Origin of the sequence: Amycolatopsis acididurans, from assembly GCF_012328925.1 — a bacterium.
Classification (GTDB): domain Bacteria; phylum Actinomycetota; class Actinomycetes; order Mycobacteriales; family Pseudonocardiaceae; genus Amycolatopsis_E; species Amycolatopsis_E acididurans.
Window position 1 is genome coordinate 24,263 of the sequence record NZ_JAAXLS010000045.1, and the last position, 20,741, is coordinate 45,003.

Genomic DNA, 20,741 nt, shown 5'->3' on the forward strand with positions numbered 1-20,741 from the left:
GGTGCTTCCCTTCATCCACGGCGGAATCGCAGGGTCACGTGCGTGCCGCGCGGCGTCGGCGCGATGTCGACGTGCTCGGCGAGCCCCTTCATAATCGTGAGGCCCCGGCCGCGCCGCCGCGCGCCGGACGCAGAGTCGGCCGGCCACCGGCCCGTGTCGCTCACGGTCGCGGAAATGGTGTCCGCGTCGGCGAAGACCTCGACGAAGACCGTCTCCCGGCCCGGCCCGCTGCCGTGCTCGATCGCGTTGCCGACCGCTTCGCCGACGCTCGCCACGATGTCGTACCTCTTCTGCTCGCTGGGCTCCACCGTGGGCAGCCACGCACTGAGGCGCCCGCGCAGCGACGGCAGTTCCGTCACCTCGGCGGGCAACGAGGCCACGAAGCTTCTGGGGGCAGCACCCGAGGGGCGTACGGCCAGGATGGCGACGTCGTCGTTGTAGCCGCCGGGTGGGGCGAGCCGGGAGAGCAGTTCGGCGCAGACCTCGTGCACCGGCAGCCGCCACAGATCGCGGGCCGCCGCGGCGAGCCGATCGAAACCGTCCGAAATGGACTCTCCGGCTCGTTCGATGAGCCCATCGGTGTAGAGCACGACCAGCGATCCGGGCGGCAGCTCGGCCTGGCCGACTGGGCTCGAGGTGTGGAAGTTGGCCGCCGCCAGCGGTGGATGGCGGCCCTGTTCGAGGTAGCGCACCTCGTCGGGGGTCACCAGCAACGGGTAGGGATGACCGGCGCAGGCGTAGGAAATCGTGTGCGCTGCGGGAGCGAGCACGGCATAAGCGACCGTGGCACAGGTGGCGCGCGGCACGTCGGCGGCGTAGCGCTCGGTGAACTCCAGCACCGCGGAGGGCGAGGTGATGGTGAGCGCGGCGGCCCCGATCGCACTGCGCAGCCTGCTCATGACGGTGGCCGCGGCGAGCCCGTGTCCCACCACGTCGCCGACCGACAGCGCGATCCGGCCCGACTCGCCGATGGGTGTCACGAGGTACCAGTCGCCGCCGACGCGCATCGACTTGGTGGCGGGCTGGTAGACCGCCGCCACCACCGCGTCCGCCGAACTTCGGTCGAGATCGAGCAGTTGTTCCTGGAAGTCGGCGGCGATCCGGCGTTCTCGCTCCGCGGCCAGCATTCTTTCCACCGCGGGTCCGGCCAGCTCGGCGATCCGGGCCAGCAGCTCCAGTTCGGGCGGGTTCAGCGCACGAGGTTCGGCCCAGTGGAGGCTGATCGCCCCGAGCATGGCGCCGGTTTCGTCGCGGATCGGATAGGCCGCCTCGGTGCGGATACCGGCACCGGCTTGGCCTGCGTCCGTGATGATCAGGGGCTGCCCCGAGCGGATCACTTTCGCCATCGGCGCGGACGCGTCCAGGGGCACCGTGTGGTCGCGCTCTCGCGTTTCGGCGTGCCCGCCGCCCGCGTGGTCGACGCGGATCCGCGCGTGCGCGCGGTCGACCAGCCCGATCGCCGCCGAATCCGGCGCGAGAACGGGGGTGGCCACCAGGGCGGCGAGAATGTCGGGCACCGATCTCGCCGCGCCGAGCGCCGAACCACATCGTGCGAGCGCGGTGGCGCGCGCCGCCTCGGTCTCTTCCTGTTCCCGCGAGATGCGTTCCCGGTCGGCCGCGGTCAGCCGTGCCGCAACCCGGTTCACCAGATCCGCCGAGCTGAACGGTTTCGGCAGGTAGTCGTCGGCGCCGCTGGCGAGCCCCTCCCCGGCGGCCTCCACACCGGCACGGGCGGAGAGCATCAGCACCGGCGTGGAGGCCACCGCCGGATCGGCCCGGATCGCTTCGACGAGCTCGAACCCGTCCAGCACCGGCATCATCACGTCGGTCACCACGACGTCGGGCCGGTGCTCACGCAGACCACGCAGCGCGGACTCCCCGTCGCCGTAGACCACCGTGTCCCAGCGGGCGGACAGGATCCGTTCCAGGTGACGCCGCATGTCGGCGTTGTCGTCGGCGATCAGCACCAGCCTGCGCCCGGTCCGCGCGCTCGCGGCCGGGTCGTCGAGCCACTGCCGCACCTCGGCCAGATACGGGTTTTCCCCTGTCACAGCGGCAGTTTCGGCGACCGGGCCGGCGGGCACGGCGGGCAGCCGGACGGTCACAGTGGTGCCCTGGCCGAATTCGCTGTCGATGTCGATCGTGCCGCCGTGCAGTTCGACCAGCCCGCGCACGAGCGACAGACCGATGCCGCTGCCCTCGACGGTGCGGCCCCGCGTGTTGTCCGCCCGATAGAACCGGTCGAACAGCCGGGGCAGCTCCTCCGGCGCGATCCCGGTGCCGGTGTCGCGCACCGCGACCCGCACCCGCCCGTCACCTTCGGGCCCCACCTCGACGGTGATCGAACCGGACAGGGTGAACTTCACCGCGTTGGACAGCAGATTCAGCACGATCGTCTCCCACATCTGCGGGTCGACGGCGGCGAAGACCGAACGGCAGGCGAGCACGAGCTCGATCCCGGCCTTGCGGCACAGCTCGGTGAACGACGAGGCGATCTGGGCGGTGAGCGCGCCGACGTCGGCGCGGACCAGGTTCGCCGTGGCTCGGCCCGCTTCGGTGCGCGAAAACTCCAGCAGCGAGTTGACCAGGCGCAGCAGCCGTTGCGCGTTGCGGCGCACGATCTCCAGCCGTGCCAGCTGCGCCGGCCGGCCCCGCGCCGCGGCGATGGCCTCCTCGACCGGGCCGAGCAGCAGGGTCAGCGGGGTGCGGAACTCGTGGCTGATGTTGGCGAGGAACGCGGTCTTCGCCCGGTCCAGCTCGGCCAGCGCGTCCGCCCGCCGCCGTTGTTCCTCGTACGAACCCGCGGTGGTGAAGGCGGCGTTGAGCTGGTCGGCCAGCAGCCGGCAGAAGCCCAGATACCGCTCGTCCGGGTGCTGACGGGGGCTCAGCCCCAGCACGAGGGCGCCCGCGGCGGAGGCTTCGCCGACCGGGATCACCAGTGCCTGCTCCGGCGTCAGATCGTCGAGCCGCGCCGCCAGCCCGGGCACCCGCTGCCCGAGATCGGTCACCCGGCGGCTTTCCGGCACCGTGCCGTCCGTGGGCGGGAGAAGCTCATCGAGTGTCGCGGGCAGCAGTCCCTGCGCCGATGGGGTCACCCCACGCAGCACCGCGGTGTGCGTCGCCGGGTCTTCGAGATAGACGGCGGTGAACGGAAGATCGAGGGTCTGGTCCGCGCACGCGCCGATCAGGGCGCGCACGGCGTCTGCCACCGTTCGCGTCCCCATCAGGGCGGCCGCCAACGTGTTGAGGATGTCCAGCCGCCGCTGGCCGAGCACCGTCGCCGTGGTCTCGTGCGCGACGACCACGACACCGTCCACCACGCCGCCGGCTGTCACGATCGGGCTGAAGCTGACGGTGAAATACCGGTGGCAGAACCTGCCGTGATCGGTGAGCGTGTACAACACGTTGTCGAACTGGGTGGCCTCGCCGGTGGCGAACAGGCCCTCCATCGTCGCTTCGATGGTGTGCCACTGCTCCCACCACACTTCGCCACCCGATCTGCCCAGCGCCGCCGGATGTTTCTCACCGAGAAGCACGATGTAGGCGTCGTTGTAGAGCAGTAGCGTGCGGTCGGCGAACAGAAACAGCCCGATCGGAAGCGGTGAGGTGAGCGCCAGCGCGAGTGCGGTCCGTCGTGGCGGCGGCCACCGCGCGAGCGGCCCCAGTTCGTGGGTGTCCCAGTCGAACTCCGCGATCCGCCGGCCCATTTCACCGCCGAGCTTGATCGCCGCGGCCAGGTCCTCGGGTAGGTCTTCGCGCATCCGCCGCACACCTCCTCGAAGCCGTGCCGCGCGACGAGCGTAGCGCGGGAGCGGGGTTCGCGGTTCTGTCGGTGGTGCCGGGTAGCCTGCCGGACGTGCTTACCGTTTCCACCGTCAACGTCAACGGCATGCGTGCCGCCGCCAAGAAGGGCTTCGTCGAGTGGCTCGCCGCGAGCGGGGCCGACGTGATCGCCTGCCAGGAGGTGCGTGCCGAGACGAGCCAGCTTCCCGGGCACGTCGTGTCGCCCGAGGGCTGGCACACCTACCACGCGCCGTGTGCGACCAAGGGGCGCAACGGCGTTTCGGTGTACAGCAGGCAGGAGGCCGACGAGGTGCGCGTCGGCTTCGGCGAGGCGGAGTTCGAGGACAGCGGGCGCTACCTGGAAGTGCACCTGCCGGGGCTCGTCGTGGCCAGCCTGTACCTGCCCAGCGGCGAGGTCGGTACCGAGCGGCAGGACGAGAAGGAGCGGTTCATGGACGCGTTCCTGCCGTACCTGAGCGAGCTGCGCAGCAAGGCGGAGGCCTCCGGGTCCGAGGTGATCGTGGCCGGTGACTGGAACATCGCGCACGCCGAGGTGGACCTGAAGAACTGGAAGAGCAACCAGAAGAACTCGGGCTTCCTGCCGGAGGAACGGGCCTGGCTGAGCCGCGTGTACGACGACGCCGGTTTCGTGGACGTGCAGCGCAGGCTCGCGCCGGAGGGGCCGGGGCCGTACACGTGGTGGTCCTACCGGGGCAAGGCGTTCGACAACGACTCCGGCTGGCGGATCGACCTGCAGGTGGTCACGCCGGGCCTGGCGGAGCGTGCGGTACGGGCACGGGTCGAACGGGCCGCGAGCTACGCGGAGCGCTGGTCGGACCACGCGCCGCTGACGGTCACGTACGAGGGTGCGTGAATGGAGACGCCGCTGACCGGCCGCAATCCGCTGCCGGACGTCGGCGAGCGGCTCGGCGCCCAGCTACGGTTCCTGATCGAAGTGGACAAGCTCAAGACCGTGCTGCGTCAGTCGCCGCTGGCCGCGGCGTCGCGACGGGAGAACGACGCCGAGCATTCGTGGCATCTGGCCATGATGGTCACGGTGCTGGCGGAGTACGCCGACGAACCGATCGACGTCGGGCACACGATCACGCTCGTCGTGGTGCACGATCTGGTCGAGATCTACGCCGGCGACACCCCGCTGTATGACGACGAGGGCCGCGAAACCCAGGAGCGGCGCGAGCGCGAGGCGGCGGAGAAGCTGTTCGGGCTGTTGCCCGCCGACCAGGCGCGGGAACTGCGTGCGCTGTGGGACGAGTTCGAGGGCCGTAAGACGGCGGAGGCCCGGTTCGCCAAGGCGATGGACCGGCTGCAGCCGTTGCTGCTGAACTGGATGGCCCGCGGCGGCACGTGGCACACGCCGGGCGTCACGGCCGACACGGTGCGAGCGCGGAAGTCCGTCATCGGCGATGCCTCGGCTCCACTGTGGACGGCCGCGAGCGCGATCATCGCCGAGGGCGAGCGGCGCGGCTGGGTCGCGCCGGGGTCTTAGGACATTTCCGATGAGGCGGGCCGTCGCCACGTCGACCGGGTAGTCGCGTTCCTTGGGGAGGAACGCCCGCGCCGCATCGGGATCGGTCATGGCCCGGCGCCGGCTGCGGCCTCAGGTCGAGATCCTAGTCAGGGTCCCTGAGTCTCTTGTCCGTCAGCGCAATTCAGCCAGCCGATCGAGAAAAGGCACCTGACCTTTCACGATCTTCTCCCGTGCCTGCTCGACCGCGAACCATTCGACGCGGTCGATTTCCGGGAACTCGCGCATCCTGCCGGAGCCCTTCGGCCACTCCATCTCGAACGTGCCGGGCACGACGAGCGCGGGATCGAGGGTGCCTTCCAGCGCCCATACGGTCACCACCTTGCCGCCGGACTGGCGCACCTCGCCCAGTGTGACGAGTGCGCCGTCCGGGACCGGGAGCCCCAGTTCCTCCTGGAACTCCCGGCGTGCGGCCGCCTCCGGGTGCTCATCCGCGTCGTACTCGCCCTTGGGCACCGACCAGCCGCCGGCGTCGCGCCGGGCCCAGAACGGGCCGCCCATGTGTCCCAAGAGGACTTCGAGCTGCCCGTTCATCCGGCGGTACAACAGAATTCCCGCGCTGCGTTTCACCCGGCGAAGACTCCGTTCAGCCAGCTCTGCCACGCCTGCCCGGTCTTGTCGGCGTCGGCGCCCGCACCGAACAGGTGGTGCGTCGTATCCACGGTAGCGCCGAAGTGGTTGCGGCCGAAGACCCGGTGCAGCGCGTCCGGCGTGCGCAGCCCGATGAAGTACGGGTTGAGGTAGTCGACCACCGCGTCGACCGGGTCGGCGCCCGGCACGTCCAGTCGCACGGTCTGGCCTTCATGAGTGACGCCCAGCGCCCGCTTGACCTTCTCCAGCCCGTCTGGCGTCGAGGAGGCGGCGGGACCGGTCGTCTGGGCGAAGGCCGCGGTCCGGTCGGCGAAGTATGTCAGGTACTGGGCCAGCGTGTGGTGGTAGAAGTCGGTGTGCTTGCTGGCGCCGTCGTACTGGTTGTCCCAGTCGTCGGTGAACACTCCACTGTGGACGTACCGCAGCGTTGTGGTGCCACCGTCTCTGGCTTCGATGACGTATTCGAGTGCGTTGAACCAGTCGCCGCTCTCCTGGCGGAACGCGACGTGGTGGGGTGGCTCCCATACCTTGACCGCCGGATCGCCCGGCGAGGGCTCCGGGGTCGGGAACATCCAGTTGCCCGTGCCGGTGGTGGCCGCCGCGAACACCTGCTCCGGGGTGGCCGGCAGCACGACCTCACGCTTGATCTCGAATTCCTTGCCCATGTCAGTGCTCCTTCTTCTTCAAACTGGGGTGCAGTGCGACGACGAGGCGGTGCTTGCGGCCGGCCTCGGCGTGTTCGTCGTGGTACTTCCCGACGAGGTTCTTGACGGTCTCGCCGAGCTCCTCGGCGAACGCGGCGCGGTCGGCGGCGCTGGCGAAGCGGACCTCCGCGTCGATGGCGTAGGTCGCCAGCCGTTGCCGCGCGGCCGAGGCGCCGGCGATGAGGTCGCCGAGCTCGCGGACCAGCCGGGCGGCCAGCGCGAGCAACCAGCGCGCGGACAGCTCATCCGGCGCGCGGCCGGGATCGGGCGCGACGTCGGCGAGCGCGGTCGGGGAGATCACGTAGGAGGCGGCGGTGGCCCGCATGACGCGCTCGGTGACGTTGCCCTTCTTGCGTTCCTCGACCAGCTCGATCAGGCCGTGCTTCTCCAGCGCGCGCAGGTGGTAGTTGACCTTCTGCCGGGCGAGGCCGACCTGCGCGGCGAGCGTGGTGGCCGACCCCGGCTCGGCCAGCGCGGCGAGCAGCTTCGCCCGGACCGGGTCGAGGGAAACCTCGGCGGCTGCGGGGTCATCGATCACGGCGACTTCAAGCATGCGTCCACAGTCCCACCGACAACAAATTTTGTCAAGACAGCTTCCATTGTCGGTCCCCCCGCGCGAGTCGAGGCTTGCGGTCGCGCGAGTCCGGCTTTCCCGGCGTCCGAGTCGGGCCTTCCGGGCGCCCGAGTTGGGCTTTCCCGGCGCGCGAGGCGAACCCCTGAACGCAGACGCCGTCGCCACAGACCCCTGCGATGGCCAGCGGCCCGAATATGAACGCCGGCACCGAAGACCGCCCAGGCGGCTGCAACCACCCCAGCAGGAACGTCGCCACCGAGACTCGCGCGACGGTTGACGCCCCGAATACGAAGATCGCCACCGCCACTCCCGCGATGGTTGCCGCTCCGAATACGAACGCCCGCAAACCGCGCGCTGTCCAGGCGCGCCCGCGGCTCAGGCGGGGGCTGGCCGCAGGTGCGGACAGCGCGACGAGGAAGCCCGTGTTGGCGCCCCTGTGGCGGCCGTCGCGACCCCGAACCGGACTCGCGCGCCGGGGAAGGCCCGACTCGGGCACTTGGAAGGCTGGACTCGGGCACGCGGAGGGCAGGACTCGGACGCCGGGAAGGCTTGACTCGCGCGCTCGGAAGGCCCAACTCGCGCGCTGGGAAGTCTGGACTCGCGCAGCCGGAAGGCCCGACTCGGGCGCTGGGAAGTCTGGACTCGGGCGCTCGGAAGGCCCAACTCGCGCAGCCGGAAGGCTGGACTCGGGCGCTCGGAAGGGTGGACTCGCGGGGTGTGGTGGGAGCCGCGTGGGTGGGGTGTGGCTAGGGCCGTGTGGTGCCTCGTACTTCGAGGGTCGCCAGTAGGTCGGCCGTTGCCTTTTCGATCTCGGCCACGGCGCGTTCGAAGGCCTCGGCGTTGTGGGCGGCCGGCTTGCGGAAGCCCGAGATCTTGCGGACGTACTGCAGGGCGGCTGCCCGGACGTCCTCGCTGGTCACCTGCTCCGCGTAGGGCGGGCGGAGGGTTTTGATGCTGCGGCACATAACCGGCATTCTCCGCTCACCGGGCCCCGCACGACACGCCCACGACCGGACCCCTTGTTCCGTGCACTCGGATGGGCGCTAGTCTCTGCCCCCGTGCTGATCGGAAACGGCCGGGGTTGACACGCTCGGTAGTTTCCATCCTGGCAACCTTCACCCAATACGGTGACGGACGTGTGTGAACGGCAGTCTCTTCACTGGAGGCACCCGGTGCGCAACCGAACGACTGTGCTCAAGCGCTCCCTGTGCGCGGGCACGACGCTGCTGGCCTTACTGGCCTCGGGTACCGGCGTGGCCGGTGCGACGGAGACGGTCAACGCCGACACCGACACCTCGTTCGGTCTGCTGGGCCCGGTCGGCCTCGTCGCGGTGGTGCTGGGTGTGCTCGGCATGGCGCTGGGCGCCCTCCGCCACCGCCGCAAGGCCCAGGCCGTCGAACCGCAGCCGGCGGAACCGTCCGCCGAGGAGACCACCCGTCCCAGCCTCACGCCCTACAGGCAGCCTCCGTTCTGACCGCGCCGGCCGCCCGACGGGGTCGACCTGCGGCACGCGGTTCGCGCGTGGCCTGAAACAATCGGCGCGTGTCCGAAACTGAGCAGACTCAAGCCCGGTTGCGCGTGCTGTCCGGCATCCAGCCGACCGCCGACTCGTTCCACCTCGGTAACTACCTCGGTGCGGTGCGGCAGTGGGTGCGGTTGCAAGACACGCACGAGACCTTCTACATGATCGCCGACCTGCACGCGATCACCGTCGAGCAGGATCCGAAGGTGCTGCGGCAGCGCACGCGGGTCTCGGTGGCGCAGTTGATCGCGGCCGGCGTCGACCCGGAGCGCAGCGCCCTGTTCGTGCAGAGCCAGGTGCCCGAGCACGCGCAGTTGAACTGGGTGCTGGAATGCCTGACCGGTTTCGGCGAAGCCAGCCGGATGACGCAGTTCAAGGACAAGTCGACGCGGCACGGCAGCGACCACGCCAGCGTCGGGCTGTTCACCTACCCGATCCTGCAGGCCGCCGACATCCTGCTCTACCAGGCGAACGCGGTGCCGGTCGGCGAGGACCAGCGCCAGCACCTCGAGCTGTCGCGCAACCTCGCGCAGCGCTTCAACCACCGCTACGGCAAGACGTTCGTGGTTCCCGAGCCGCACATCGTCAAGGACACGGCGAAGATCTTCGACCTGCAGGACCCGACGGCGAAGATGAGCAAGTCCGCGTCCTCCCCGAACGGGCTCATCGAGTTGCTCGAGGACCCCAGGCGCTCGGCGAAGAAGATCCGCTCGGCGGTCACCGACACCGGTCGAGAGATCGTTTTCGACACCGAGAACAAAGCGGGCGTCTCGAATCTGCTCACGATTTACTCGGCGCTGACCGAACGGGACATTTCGGACCTCGAGTCGGCTTACGAGGGCAAGGGCTACGGCGATCTGAAAAAGGACCTCGCCGAAGTGCTCGTCGAGTTCGTCACGCCGTTCCAGGAACGGGTCCAGTCCTATTTGGGCGATATCGCCGAATTGGACAAGATCCTTGCGCGAGGCGCGGAACGGGCACGCTCGGTGGCGACGGAAACGCTTTCCGCCGTGTTCGACCGGGTCGGTTTCCTGCCCGCCGGCCGATAAACGAGTCTTTACCGAAAAAAGGCCGGATACACATCTGATTCACAGCTGGACGAGGAATTTTCTCAGACGCTTCTAAGAATGACGGGTAATGCTTTCGCCCGTCGGTTCCGTGGTGCAGAGAGAAGGTCCCCGTGCTGGGCAGACTCGGAAAAAAGAGAAGGTGGGCGATCGGCGGCGTCGTAGTCGTCGTCGTTGCCGCCGCAGGCGTGACGGCCTACCTCGTGACCCAGCCGTCCGCCGCGCCCAGTTACCGCTTGGTCGCCGCGAGCACGACCACGCTGAAACAGTCCGTCTCCTCGTCCGGCACGATCGAACCGGCGCAGGAAAGCGACCTCGACTTCGGGGTGTCCGGCCAGGTCACCGCTGTCGACGTGACGGTCGGGCAGCAGGTTAGCGCCGGGCAGGCGCTCGCCACGGTGCAGTCCGCGTCGCTGTCGGCGAGCGTGGCGCAGGCACAGTCGGCGCTGGCCTCCGACCAGGCCAAGCTGTCCTCCGATCAGAGCGCGAGCGCGTCCTCGGCACAGTTCGGCGCCGATCAGGCCGCGATCACGGCCGCGCAGAACCAGCTGAACAACGCCCAGAACGCGCTCAACGAGGCCACGATGACCTCGCCGATCAACGGCACCGTCGCGGCGGTGAACCTGACCATGGGGCAACAGGTTTCGGCGGGCTCGTCCTCATCCTCGTCCTCCTCCTCGGGCTCGGGAGGTTCCTCCTCCGCGACCAGCGCATCGGGACAGGGCGGCACCAGCGCCGGGGGCGGCCAGAGCGGCAACAACAGCAACAGCTCCTCCAGTTCGAGCAGCTCCTCGACCGCGCAGATCGTGGTGATCTCGGCCGGTTCCTACATCGTCAATGCGGGCGTCGACGACACCGAGGTCGGCCAGATCAAGACCGGCGACCAGGCCGTCATCACGCCCGACGGCTCGACCACCCCGGTCTACGGCACGGTCAGCTCGATCGCGGTCATGCCCTCCGGCTCGTCCTCGGTGCCGAGCTACCCGGTCACGATCACCGTCACCGGCAGCCCGGCCGGCCTGTTCGCGGGTGCGGGAGCGACGGTGTCGATCGTCGTCAAGCAGCTCACCGACGTGCTCGCGGTGCCGAGCCAGGCGGTTCACTACAGCGGCTCGCAGGCAACCGTCGACGCGATGGTGAACGGCAAGCAGACCAGTAAGCCGATCAACGTCGGGGTGTCGGTGAACGGGATGTCCCAGGTCCTCAGTGGACTGTCCGAAGGCGACCAGGTCATGGTGAGCACACCCGCGGGCGGCACCGGCGGTACGGGCGGCACCAACCGGACCGGAGGCGGCGGGCAGGGCAACCGCACCGGCGGCTTCGGCGGGCCGGGCGGCGGCGCCGGCGGTCGCTTCGGCGGGTTCGGGGGCTGATCGTGCTCGAAGCGGTCATCGACATCCGGGACGTGCGCAAGGTGTACTCGACCGGTGTGGTCGAGGTCGAGGCGCTGCGCGGCGTCTCGCTGCTCGTGGAAACGGGCGAGTACGTGGCGATCATGGGCCCGTCCGGCTCGGGCAAATCGACCCTCATGCACATCCTCGGTTGCCTCGACGTGCTCAGCACGGGCAGTTACGCGCTCGCGGGTGAGGACGTCAGCAACCTGTCCGAAATGGACCTGGCGGCGATCCGCAACCGGCGGATCGGCTTCGTGTTCCAGCAGTTCAACCTCCTGCCGGGGCTCTCGGCGTGGCGGAACGTCGAACTGCCGCTGTGTTACGCGGGGGTGCGGCGGGCCGAACGCAAGGCCCGCGCCATCGAACTGCTCGAACGCGTCGGGCTCGGCGACCGGGTCGAGCACCGGCCCAACGAGCTTTCCGGCGGTCAGCAGTCCCGCGTGGCACTGGCCCGCGCGCTGGTCAACCGGCCTTCGCTGGTGCTGGCCGACGAGCCGACCGGTGCGCTGGACTCGACGGCGACCGCCGACGTGCTGTCGGTGTTCGCCGAACTTCACCAGGCCGGCCACACCATCGTGCTGATCACGCACGAAGAGGACGTGGCCGCGCGCGCCGAACGCGTCGTGCGCCTGCGGGACGGGCTCATCGAGTCGGATACGGCGGTGCTGGCATGAGCTGGCTGGAGACGTTCCGCACGAGCCTCGAGGCGATTCGCGGGCACCGCCTGCGATCCGGGCTGACCATGCTCGGCATCCTGATCGGGATCGCCGCGGTGATCCTCACCGTCGGCCTCGGCGAGGGCGCGCAGGCGCAGGTCGCGTCGGCGATCAACTCGCTCGGTACGAACCTGCTGGTCGTGTCGCCGGGCAGTTCGACGAGCACCACCGGCGTGCGCGGCGGCAGCGGTTCGGCGACCACGCTCACCGCGCACGACGCCTCGGCGCTGTCCGCGCCCGGGGTCGCGCCGGACATCGCGGCCGTCGCACCGACCACGAGCCGCAGCACCTCGCTCGCGGTCGGCTCGAACACCTGGACCACCAGCGTCGTCGGCACAACGCCGCCGTGGCTGTCGGTGCGCGCCAGGACCCTGGACCAGGGCCGGTTCCTCACCGATGCCGACGAAACGAGCGAGGCGGCGGTCGTGGTGCTCGGCCCGACCACCGCGGAGGAACTGTTCGGCAGTACCAACGCCGTCGGCCGCACGGTGACGATCGGCAACACACCGTTCAGCGTCGTCGGCGTGCTCACCTCCGCGGGCACCTCCGCCGCGCAGAACCAGGACGACCAGGCCGTCGTGCCACTGTCCACCGCCGCCGACCGGCTCATCGGAGGCGCGACCCGCACGAGCGTCCAGTCGATCTACCTGGAAGCGTCCACATCGGACACGCTGTCCGCGGCGTACCAGGAGGCGAACCAGGAACTGCTGGCACTGCACCACATCACGAACCCGACTGCGGCCGATTTCACCATCGCCAGCCAGGAATCGCTGCTGAACACGGCCAGTTCGGTCAGCCAGACGCTGACCCTGCTGCTCGGTGGCGTCGCCGCGATCTCGTTGCTGGTGGGCGGAATCGGCGTCATGAACATCATGCTCGTGTCGGTCACCGAGCGGATCAGGGAGATCGGGCTGCGCAAGGCGGTCGGTGCGAGCCCGGTCGTGATCCGGCGGCAGTTCATGGTCGAGGCATCGGTGCTCGGCCTGGCCGGCGGCTTGCTCGGCGCGCTGCTCGGCATCGTCGGCGCACTCGTGCTGCCGCATCTGATCGGCATCCAGATAGCCATTTCCCCGTGGGCCACCGTGGTCGCGATCCTCACCGCGATCGCCATCGGCCTGGTCTTCGGGGTCTACCCCGCGAGCAGGGCCGCGCGGCTCGCTCCCATCGACGCGTTGCGAAACGAGTAGGAGAAATCATGTTCCGACGCCTTGTGCCTGCCGTGATCGGCGGCGCGCTCGTGCTGCTCGTGGCAGCGTGTGGCTCTTCGTCCGGCACTCCCACCGCGGCGGCCCCGACCAGTGCGGCACAGCCCTCGGCCGGCCGCGGGGGCGGCCCGGCAGCCTCCGGCACCGTCGCGGCGCTCGCCCAGTCGAGCCTCGAATTGCAGAACGCGAGCTCCGGCCAGGTCACCGTGAACTACTCCGGCGACACGACGTTCACCAACCGGGTCGCGGCCGCGCTGGCCGACGTGACCACCGGATCGTGCGTCGTGGTCACCGGCACGGGCACGCCGGTCGCCGCCAAGACCGTGGAGATCAGCGCGGCGACGGCAGGCGGCTGCACCGCCGGATTCGGCGGCGGACCCGGCGGGATGCGGCCGCAGAACGGCACCGGCAGCCGCGCGCCGCGGCCGTCGGGAACCAACGGCAACAACCCGGCGGGTGGCGGGCGCGCATTCGGCACGGTGACCGCCGTGAGCCCGACCGGATTCACCGTGCGGCAGGACAACCGCCAGACCGGCGCCACCACCGACGTGCAGGTCTCGGTGGACTCCTCGACCACGTACACGAAGTCGGAAGCGGCGAACTCGTCGGCGCTGAAGGTGGGCGAGTGCGTGGCGGCCACCGGGCAGACCGACGACACCGGCGCGGTCACCGCGAAGACGATCGTGATCAGCCAGGCCGGTCCGAACGGATGCGGAACCGGACGCCAGCGCAACGGCGGCCCGAACGCGGGCGGGGGCACGAATGGCTAAGCGCGCCATCGCCATCGCCATCGCCGGTGCGGTCGTGGTCGTCGCGGGCGGGGTCGTCTTCTGGACGACGTCGGCGTCCAGCTCACCCGGTTACCGCACGGCGGTCGCCGGGCCGGCCCCGGTGACCGCGACGCTCGACACGGCGGGCACGATCCAGGCCGTCACGCAGGCGGCACTGTCGTTCCCGACCAGCGGCCTGGTCTCCGCGGTCGACGTCGCGGCGGGACAACAGGTCACGGCGGGACAGCCGCTGGCACAGCTGGACACCACGTCGCTGGCCGGGCAGGTCGCCTCCGCACAGTCCACTTTGGCCACCGCACAGGCGAGGCTGGCGGCCGACCAGAGCGGGCAGAGCACGGCGGCGAGCAGCCGTGCCACGCCCGCGGTGTATCTGATGTCGGCGTCGGCGCCCTCGGATCTCAAATCGCAGCAGGACGCCGTGACCTCCGCGCAGCATCAGGTGGACGAGGACCTCACGGCCGCGTCGGCCGCGGTTTCGGCGCAGCAGAAGGCGTGCCAGCCGGTGATGGACGCGAAACAGCCGAGCGACCAGAACACCGTCGACGCGTGCACCTCGGCGATCCAGCAGGCGCAAAACGCCCAGCACACCACCGCCGTCGACGAACAGAAACTCGCCGACGCCGAGAACACGTTGTCGGCGACGCTGGCCGCGAACGCCGCGGCGAGCAAACCCGTCGAGCCCACCCCGAGCACCCCGGCACCGAGCACCCGCACGCCCAGCGCGCAGACGCCGAGCACGAAGGCGCCCAGCAACTCGGCGCCGAGCGGGGGCTCGTCCAAGAGTTCGGGCGGGAGCCAGTCCTCCCCGGGAACGAGCGGCAGCACGAAGACCAGCACCCCGGCCTCGGCGGAGCAACTCGCCGCCGACCAGGCCGCGATCGACGCCGCCAACGCGCAGATCGCGGTGGCACAACAAAATCTCGCGGCGGCCACACTGGTCAGCCCGATCACCGGCACGGTCGGCGAGGTCGGGTTCAGCGCGGGCAAGAACGCCTCGAACCAGCAGCACATCGTCGTGTTCGGGCCCGGCGCGAACCAGGTCAGTACGGCGGTCAGCGACACGCAGGCCGGGCAGATCAAACCGGGGCAGCGGGTGAGCGTGACCCCGGACGGCAGCGGCAAGCCCATCGACGGGCAGGTCGTGTCGATCGGGTTGCTGTCGAGCACGACCTCCTCGGGATCGCCCAGCTATCCGGTGACGGTGTCGTTGCCCGCCAGTACGGAACTGCACCAGGGCGCGACGGCCGCGGTGTCGATCATCACGAACACGGCGAACGCGGCCGTCACGGTGCCCACCTCGGCGGTGCACCTCGTCGGCGGCGGCGCCTTCGTGGAAACGCTTTCCGGCGGCGCGACGAGCGAGCGGCGGGTCACCCTCGGCGTGGTCGGAGCGTCGACCACCGAGGTCACCTCCGGGCTCAAGGCGGGCGACGAGGTGGTGCTGGCCGATCTGAGCCAGGCGTTGCCGACGTCGAACACCAACGCCCGCGGCTTGGTCGGCGGAGGTGGTGGCGGCGCGGTGCGGCGCGGCGGCTGAGCCAACCGTCCACTGTGGTCGAATTGCGGGCCGGGCCGGAGCTGGTTAACGTCCGTATGTGGCGGAGAAGGAAAAGCTCGTCCCCAGGTTGCGCAGGAAATACCCGTGGCTCGACCACGTGATCAGAGCGAACGAGGCCTTCGGGGAGCGCTACGGCAACCACTACGCCGCCGCGATCACCTACTTCAGCGTGCTGTCGTTGTTCCCGCTGCTGATGGTCGGTTTCTCGGTCGTCGGGTTCGTGCTGGCGGGCAACCAGGCCGCGCTCGACAAGCTGAGCCAGGGCATTCTCTCGTCCGCTCCGCCCGGGCTCGGCGGGCTGTTCAACCAGCTGGTCACGGCGGCGCTCGCGTCCAGGGGCGCCACCGGGATCATCGGGCTGCTGCTGGCGCTGTACTCGGGGCTCGGCTGGATGACCAACCTCCGCGACGCGCTCACCGCGCAGTGGGGGCAGGAGAAGAAGAAGCTTCCGCTGGTGAGTACCACGATCAAGGACCTGCTCTCGCTCGCCGGGCTCGGGGCGGCGCTGCTGGTGTCCTTCGGGCTGACCGCGGTCGGCGGCGGCGTCGGGAAGTGGCTGCTGGAGCAGATCGGGCTCGCCAACCAGGGCTGGGCGTTGTTCCTGCTCCGGGTGGCGACGATCGTGCTGGGGCTGCTGGCCAACATGCTGGTGTTCCTGTGGGTGCTGGCCAGGTTGCCGAGGGAGCGGGTCACCGTGCGCAGCGCGGTGCGTGGCGCGCTCATCGCCGCGATCGGGTTCGAGGTGCTCAAGCAGGTCGCGTCGGTGTACCTGGCGAGCGTCACCAGCTCGCCCAGCGGCGCGATCTTCGGGCCCATCATCGGTCTGCTGGTGTTCGCGAACCTGGTTTCCCGGTTCCTGCTGTTCGTCACGGCGTGGACGGCCACCGCGCGCGAGAACATCGTCCGGGTCGTCGAACCGCCGCCGCCCGCGGTGATCAGTCCCGTGGTCCAGGTGCGGCGCGGCCCCGGTGCGGGTTCGGTCGCGGGGGCCTTCGGGCTCGGCGCGATGCTCGCCTGGATGGGGCGGCGCAGGTCCTAGCTCGGACGTCGGGCGCGGCGCCGCACCCTAGTGGCGGGCGGTGGCGCGCCGGTGGTGCACGACGAACCCGGCGATGATCAGCAACGCCACCACGAGCGTGATGATCCAGCCGGTCACGCCGAACTCGTCGTGGGTGCTCGTGCTCGTGCCGGAATCCGACTGCGCGGCCACCGGCTGGGTGCCGTCGGACGAGGTGCTCTCGGTGGCGCTCGGCCGCACCAGTTCGCCGACCGGCGCCGCGCCGGCCTTCGCCAGGCCGAAGCCGTAGTCCAGCAGCTGCGCGGCCTGGTTGACCACGAGCGTCGGACGCTGTTCGGCGCGCACCATCACCACCGCGAGCCGCTTGCCGTCCTTCTCGGCGCCGCCCACGTAGGTGTGCCGCGCGTCGTCGGTGAACCCGGTCTTGCCGCCGAGAAAGCCCGGGTACACGCCGAGCAGTTTGTTGTCGTTGACGATCGAGAACGGCGGTTTGCCCAGCTGGGCGGGGAACTGGAAGCCCTTCGTGGCGACGGCGCCGGCGAACTCCGGCTGGTTCATCGCCGCGTGGAAGATCAGGCTCAAATCGTAGGCCGAGGTCGACATGCCCGGCCCGTCCAGCCCGGACGGCGTCGCGGCGCGCGTGTCCATCGCGCCCAGCGACACGGCCTTGGCGTTCATCTTCCGCAGCGTCGCGGGCACTCCGCCGAGCCTCGTCGCCAGCGCGTGCGCGACGTCGTTGCCCGAATGCATGAGCAGGCCGTGGATCAGCTGGTCGACCGTGTACGACCCGCCCGCGACCAGGCCGACACAGGTGCACTCCTGCTTCGCGTCCTCGTCCGTCGCGACCACGACGTCGGTGGGCTTGAGCTCGTCCAGTGCGACCAGCGCCAGCAGGGTCTTGATCAGCGACGCGGGCCGTTCACGCGCGTGCGGGTTCTTGGCCGCGACCACGGCGCCGCTGTCGAGGTCCTGGACGACCCAGGAGGCCGCCGTGGTCTCCGGCGGGGCCGCGGCGCCGGACGGGAACACGGCTGCGCACTCGCCCATCCTGGCGCCGCCGATGGGCTGCGCGGGCACCGGCAGGGCGGCGGGCACGGCCTGGCCGGGCGCCGGTCGTTCGGACGTGTCCACCGGCGGCGGCGGGGCCTGTTGATCAGGACAGGTCTGGACCGCTTGTGCCTGCGGTGTGCCCAGCAGAAAACCGGACAACAGGGCGACAACGACTCCCAGCGCCCATCGCGGGCTCAACCTGCGCACCAGGCGAGCGTAGAACACCACTCCAACAGTTCCCCGAAGCGGCGTGGCAATTCGATCGAGGGATACTCAAGGGCATGTCTTCGAAAGTCGCCTGGTTCCTGCTCGGTTTCGGTATCTGGTCCGGGATCATCTGGATCACGTTCGTGAAGAACCTGTGGGCCAGCGACAATTCCTGGGCACCTGACGGTTCGGCGACCGCGTTCTTCGTGGTGCACCTGATTCTCGCGATCGTGTCGTTCATTCTCGGCACGATCATCGGCGTGATCGGGTTGCGCGGCCTGCGTGCGCGGAAATCCGAGAAAACCGCGGCCTGAGCGGGCTCAGCCCAGCTCGTCCAGCCCGCCCCGCAGGATCGGCCAGTGCAGGGCGGACCCACCCGGCATCGACCCACCCACGAAAAAGGCCCGGCCGGGAAAACCGGCCGGGCCCTTCTGCGGGAAACTCAGACGCGCTTGAACAGCAGCGCGCGCTTGACCTCCTGGATCGCCTTCGTCACCTGGATGCCACGCGGGCACGCGTCGGTGCAGTTGAACGTCGTGCGGCAGCGCCACACGCCCTCGGCGTCGTTGAGAATGTCCAGCCGCTCCTCCGACCCCTCGTCACGCGAGTCGAAGATGAACCGGTGCGCGTTGACGATCGCGGCGGGGCCGAAGTAGGACCCGTCGTTCCAGTACACCGGGCACGACGAGGTGCAGCAGGCGCACAGGATGCACTTGGTGGTGTCGTCGAAACGCTCCCGGTCGGCCTGCGACTGGATGCGCTCACGCGTCGGCTCGTTGCCGTAGGCCATCAGGTAGGGCTTGACCGCGCGGTAGGCCTCGAAGAACGGCTCCATGTCGACATAGAGGTCCTTCATGGTGGGCAGGCCCTTGATCGGCGCGATCGTGACGACCGTCTGCTTGCCCTCCTTGGCCAGCAGGTCCTTCACCAGCACCTTGCAGGCCAGCCGGTTGATGCCGTTGATCTGCATGGCGTCGGACCCGCAGATGCCGTGCGCACAGGACCTGCGGAACGACAGGGTGCCGTCCACGTAGTTCTTGATGCTCATCAGCACGTTGAGCACGCGGTCGGTGGGCAGCGCCGGGACGTCGTAGGACTCCCAGTGCGGCTCCGAATCGACCTCCGGGTTGAACCGGAGGATCCGCATCGTGATGGTGACCGAGCCCTCCGGCGCGGGGACCTGCGACGTGTCGTTCGCGGTCGGTTCTGCTACTGCGGTCATCAGTACTTCCGCTCCATCGGCTCGTACCGGGTGAACACCACCGGCTTGTAGTCCAGCCGGATGTCGGCCGTGAACCCGTTGATACCCAGCGGGGCGTCCGGGTCCGCCTTCTCCGGCAGCATCTTGTACGACATCGAGTGCCGCATGAAGTTGACGTCGTCGCGGTTGGGGTAGTCCTCGCGGGCGTGCCCGCCACGGGACTCCTTGCGCGCGAGCGCCGCGTTGACCAGCGCCTCGGCCAGGTCGAGCAGGAAGCCGAGCTCCACGGCCTCGAGCAGGTCGGTGTTGTACCGCTTGCCCTTGTCCTGCACCGAGATCCGGCCGTAGCGCTCCTTGAGCCGCTGCACGTCGGTCAGCGCCGTCTTCAGCGTGTCCTCGGTGCGGTAGACGGCGGCGTTGGTGTCCATCGTCTGCTGCAGCTCGGTGCGGATGTCGGCGACGCGCTCGCCACCGTGCGCGGTGCGCAGGTGCTCGACCATGCCCTCGACCAGCCGCGCCGGGGTCTCCGGCAGCTCGACGTGCTCGTGGCCCTGCGCGTACTCGGCGGCGGCGATGCCCGCGCGGCGGCCGAACACGTTGATGTCCAGCAGCGAGTTGGTGCCCAGCCGGTTCGCACCGTGCACCGACACGCACGCGACCTCACCGGCCGCGTACAGGCCCGGGATGACGTTGTCGTTGTCCCGCAAGGCTTCCCCGTGCACGTTGGTGGGGATGCCGCCCATCGCGTAGTGCGCGGTCGGGTACACCGGCACCGGCTCCTTCACCGGGTCCACACCGAGGTAGGTGCGGGCGAACTCGGTGATGTCCGGCAGCTTGGTCTCCAGCACCTCGGCACCGAGGTGAGTGCAGTCGAGGTACACGTAGTCCTTGTGCGGCCCGGCGCCGCGGCCCTCCAGCACCTCCAGCACCATCGACCGGGCGACGATGTCGCGCGGCGCGAGGTCCTTGATGGTGGGGGCGTAGCGTTCCATGAACCGCTCGCCGGACTCGTTGCGCAGGATCGCGCCCTCGCCGCGGGCACCCTCGGTGAGCAGGATGCCAAGGCCCGCGAGGCCGGTCGGGTGGAACTGGTAGAACTCGATGTCCTCCAGCGGCAGGCCCTTGCGGTAGTAGATGCCCATGCCGTCGCCGGTCAGCGTGTGCGCGTTCGACGTGGTCTTGAAGACCTTGCCGAAACCACCGGTGGCGAACACGATCGACTTCGCCTGGAAGACGTGGATCTCACCGGTCGCCAGCTCGTAGGCGACGGCGCCGGAGGCGACCGGGCCGTCCTCGGTCTCGGTCATCGCGATGTCGAGCACGTAGAACTCGTTGAAGAACTCGATGCCGTGCTTGACGCAGTTCTGGTACAGCGTCTGCAGGATCATGTGACCGGTGCGGTCGGCCGCGTAGCACGCCCGGCGCACCGCGGCCTTGCCGTGGTCACGGGTGTGCCCGCCGAAACGCCGCTGGTCGATCTTGCCCTCGGGCGTCCGGTTGAACGGCAGGCCCATCTTCTCCAGGTCGAGCACGGCGTCGATGGCTTCCTTCGCCATGATCTCGGCCGCGTCCTGGTCGGTCAGGTAGTCGCCACCCTTGACGGTGTCAAAGGTGTGCCACTCCCAGTTGTCCTCTTCGACGTTGGCCAGCGCGGCACACATGCCGCCCTGTGCGGCACCCGTGTGCGAGCGCGTCGGGTAGAGCTTGGTCAGCACCGCGGTGCGGGCCCGCTGCCCCGACTCGATGGCGGCGCGCATTCCGGCGCCGCCCGCGCCGACGATCACCACGTCGTACTTGTGGAACTGCATATCCG

The 20,741-nt window shown here is 69.7% G+C and carries 19 protein-coding genes; 11 read left to right on the top strand and 8 right to left on the bottom strand.

Going from position 1 to position 20,741, the window contains the following annotated elements; genetic code table 11:
* Positions 1-11: 11 nt before the first annotated feature.
* Positions 12-3,761, bottom strand: coding sequence for a SpoIIE family protein phosphatase (locus tag HFP15_RS34310; protein WP_168521282.1), 3,750 nt, complete (start codon positions 3,759-3,761; stop codon positions 12-14).
* An 86-nt stretch (positions 3,762-3,847) separates the two neighbouring features.
* Between HFP15_RS34310 and HFP15_RS34315 the strand changes: the two genes are divergently transcribed.
* Positions 3,848-4,657 carry an exodeoxyribonuclease III gene (locus HFP15_RS34315; protein ID WP_168521335.1) on the top strand — a complete coding sequence of 270 codons (810 nt, stop codon included), beginning with the start codon at positions 3,848-3,850 and terminating at the stop codon, positions 4,655-4,657.
* Positions 4,658-5,290: an HD domain-containing protein gene (locus HFP15_RS34320; RefSeq protein WP_168521284.1), complete on the top strand. Its 633-nt coding sequence runs from the start codon at positions 4,658-4,660 to the stop codon at positions 5,288-5,290.
* A gap of 153 nt (positions 5,291-5,443) precedes the next feature.
* Here the strand turns inward: HFP15_RS34320 and HFP15_RS34325 are convergent, their stop codons facing one another.
* From HFP15_RS34325 to HFP15_RS34340, 4 genes are all read right to left on the bottom strand, one after another.
* Positions 5,444-5,899 carry an NUDIX hydrolase gene (locus tag HFP15_RS34325; protein WP_312871890.1) on the bottom strand — a complete coding sequence of 152 codons (456 nt, stop codon included), beginning with the start codon at positions 5,897-5,899 and terminating at the stop codon, positions 5,444-5,446.
* Positions 5,896-6,585 (bottom strand): SRPBCC family protein, encoded by a 690-nt coding sequence (locus HFP15_RS34330; protein WP_168521286.1) that lies wholly within the window; start codon positions 6,583-6,585, stop codon positions 5,896-5,898. The genes HFP15_RS34325 and HFP15_RS34330 overlap by 4 nt, the downstream gene beginning before the upstream one ends.
* A 1-nt stretch (position 6,586) precedes the next feature.
* Positions 6,587-7,177, bottom strand: coding sequence for an ArsR/SmtB family transcription factor (locus HFP15_RS34335; protein ID WP_168521288.1), 591 nt, complete (start codon positions 7,175-7,177; stop codon positions 6,587-6,589).
* Positions 7,178-7,944: 767 nt separating this feature from the next.
* Positions 7,945-8,163, bottom strand: a complete 219-nt coding sequence (locus HFP15_RS34340; protein ID WP_168521290.1) for a DUF2277 domain-containing protein — start codon at positions 8,161-8,163, stop codon at positions 7,945-7,947.
* Between the two features lie 207 nt (positions 8,164-8,370).
* Between HFP15_RS34340 and HFP15_RS34345 the strand changes: the two genes are divergently transcribed.
* The 8 genes from HFP15_RS34345 (at position 8,371) to yhjD (ending at position 16,491) form a co-directional block, all read left to right on the top strand.
* Complete coding sequence (locus tag HFP15_RS34345) at positions 8,371-8,673, top strand: hypothetical protein (protein ID WP_312871891.1); 303 nt, start codon at positions 8,371-8,373, stop codon at positions 8,671-8,673.
* Positions 8,674-8,741: 68 nt separating this feature from the next.
* Positions 8,742-9,770, top strand: coding sequence for a tryptophan--tRNA ligase (gene trpS, locus HFP15_RS34350; RefSeq protein WP_168521292.1), 1,029 nt, complete (start codon positions 8,742-8,744; stop codon positions 9,768-9,770).
* Positions 9,771-9,901: 131 nt separating this feature from the next.
* Positions 9,902-11,161: an efflux RND transporter periplasmic adaptor subunit gene (locus HFP15_RS34355; protein WP_168521294.1), complete on the top strand. Its 1,260-nt coding sequence runs from the start codon at positions 9,902-9,904 to the stop codon at positions 11,159-11,161.
* 2 nt (positions 11,162-11,163) lie between these two features.
* Entirely contained in the window at positions 11,164-11,856 is a 693-nt protein-coding gene (locus HFP15_RS34360) for an ABC transporter ATP-binding protein (protein ID WP_168521296.1), read from the top strand.
* Positions 11,853-13,085 (top strand): ABC transporter permease, encoded by a 1,233-nt coding sequence (locus HFP15_RS34365; RefSeq protein ID WP_168521298.1) that lies wholly within the window; start codon positions 11,853-11,855, stop codon positions 13,083-13,085. Before HFP15_RS34360 ends, HFP15_RS34365 begins: the two co-directional genes overlap by 4 nt.
* 8 nt (positions 13,086-13,093) lie before the next feature.
* On the top strand, positions 13,094-13,873 hold the full coding sequence (locus tag HFP15_RS34370; RefSeq protein ID WP_168521300.1) for a DUF5666 domain-containing protein: 780 nt from the start codon (positions 13,094-13,096) through the stop codon (positions 13,871-13,873).
* Positions 13,866-15,431, top strand: coding sequence for an efflux RND transporter periplasmic adaptor subunit (locus tag HFP15_RS34375; RefSeq protein ID WP_168521302.1), 1,566 nt, complete (start codon positions 13,866-13,868; stop codon positions 15,429-15,431). The genes HFP15_RS34370 and HFP15_RS34375 overlap by 8 nt, the downstream gene beginning before the upstream one ends.
* A gap of 58 nt (positions 15,432-15,489) precedes the next feature.
* The gene (gene yhjD, locus HFP15_RS34380; protein WP_168521304.1) at positions 15,490-16,491 is read left to right on the top strand and encodes an inner membrane protein YhjD; all 1,002 of its coding nucleotides are present in this window, start codon (positions 15,490-15,492) and stop codon (positions 16,489-16,491) included.
* Positions 16,492-16,518: 27 nt separating this feature from the next.
* Here the strand turns inward: yhjD and HFP15_RS34385 are convergent, their stop codons facing one another.
* Positions 16,519-17,718, bottom strand: coding sequence for a D-alanyl-D-alanine carboxypeptidase family protein (locus HFP15_RS34385; protein ID WP_168521341.1), 1,200 nt, complete (start codon positions 17,716-17,718; stop codon positions 16,519-16,521).
* A gap of 83 nt (positions 17,719-17,801) precedes the next feature.
* Here HFP15_RS34385 and HFP15_RS34390 point away from each other — a divergent pair, with 83 nt between their 5' ends.
* Positions 17,802-18,041: an SCO4848 family membrane protein gene (locus HFP15_RS34390; protein ID WP_168521306.1), complete on the top strand. Its 240-nt coding sequence runs from the start codon at positions 17,802-17,804 to the stop codon at positions 18,039-18,041.
* Positions 18,042-18,169: 128 nt separating this feature from the next.
* Here the strand turns inward: HFP15_RS34390 and HFP15_RS34395 are convergent, their stop codons facing one another.
* Together HFP15_RS34395 and sdhA are read right to left on the bottom strand one after the other, a co-directional pair.
* Complete coding sequence (locus tag HFP15_RS34395; protein ID WP_168521308.1) at positions 18,170-18,949, bottom strand: succinate dehydrogenase iron-sulfur subunit; 780 nt, start codon at positions 18,947-18,949, stop codon at positions 18,170-18,172.
* A complete protein-coding gene (sdhA, locus tag HFP15_RS34400; RefSeq protein ID WP_168521310.1) occupies positions 18,949-20,736 on the bottom strand; it encodes a succinate dehydrogenase flavoprotein subunit in 1,788 nt (595 codons plus the stop codon). The genes HFP15_RS34395 and sdhA overlap by 1 nt, the downstream gene beginning before the upstream one ends.
* Positions 20,737-20,741: the final 5 nt, after the last annotated feature.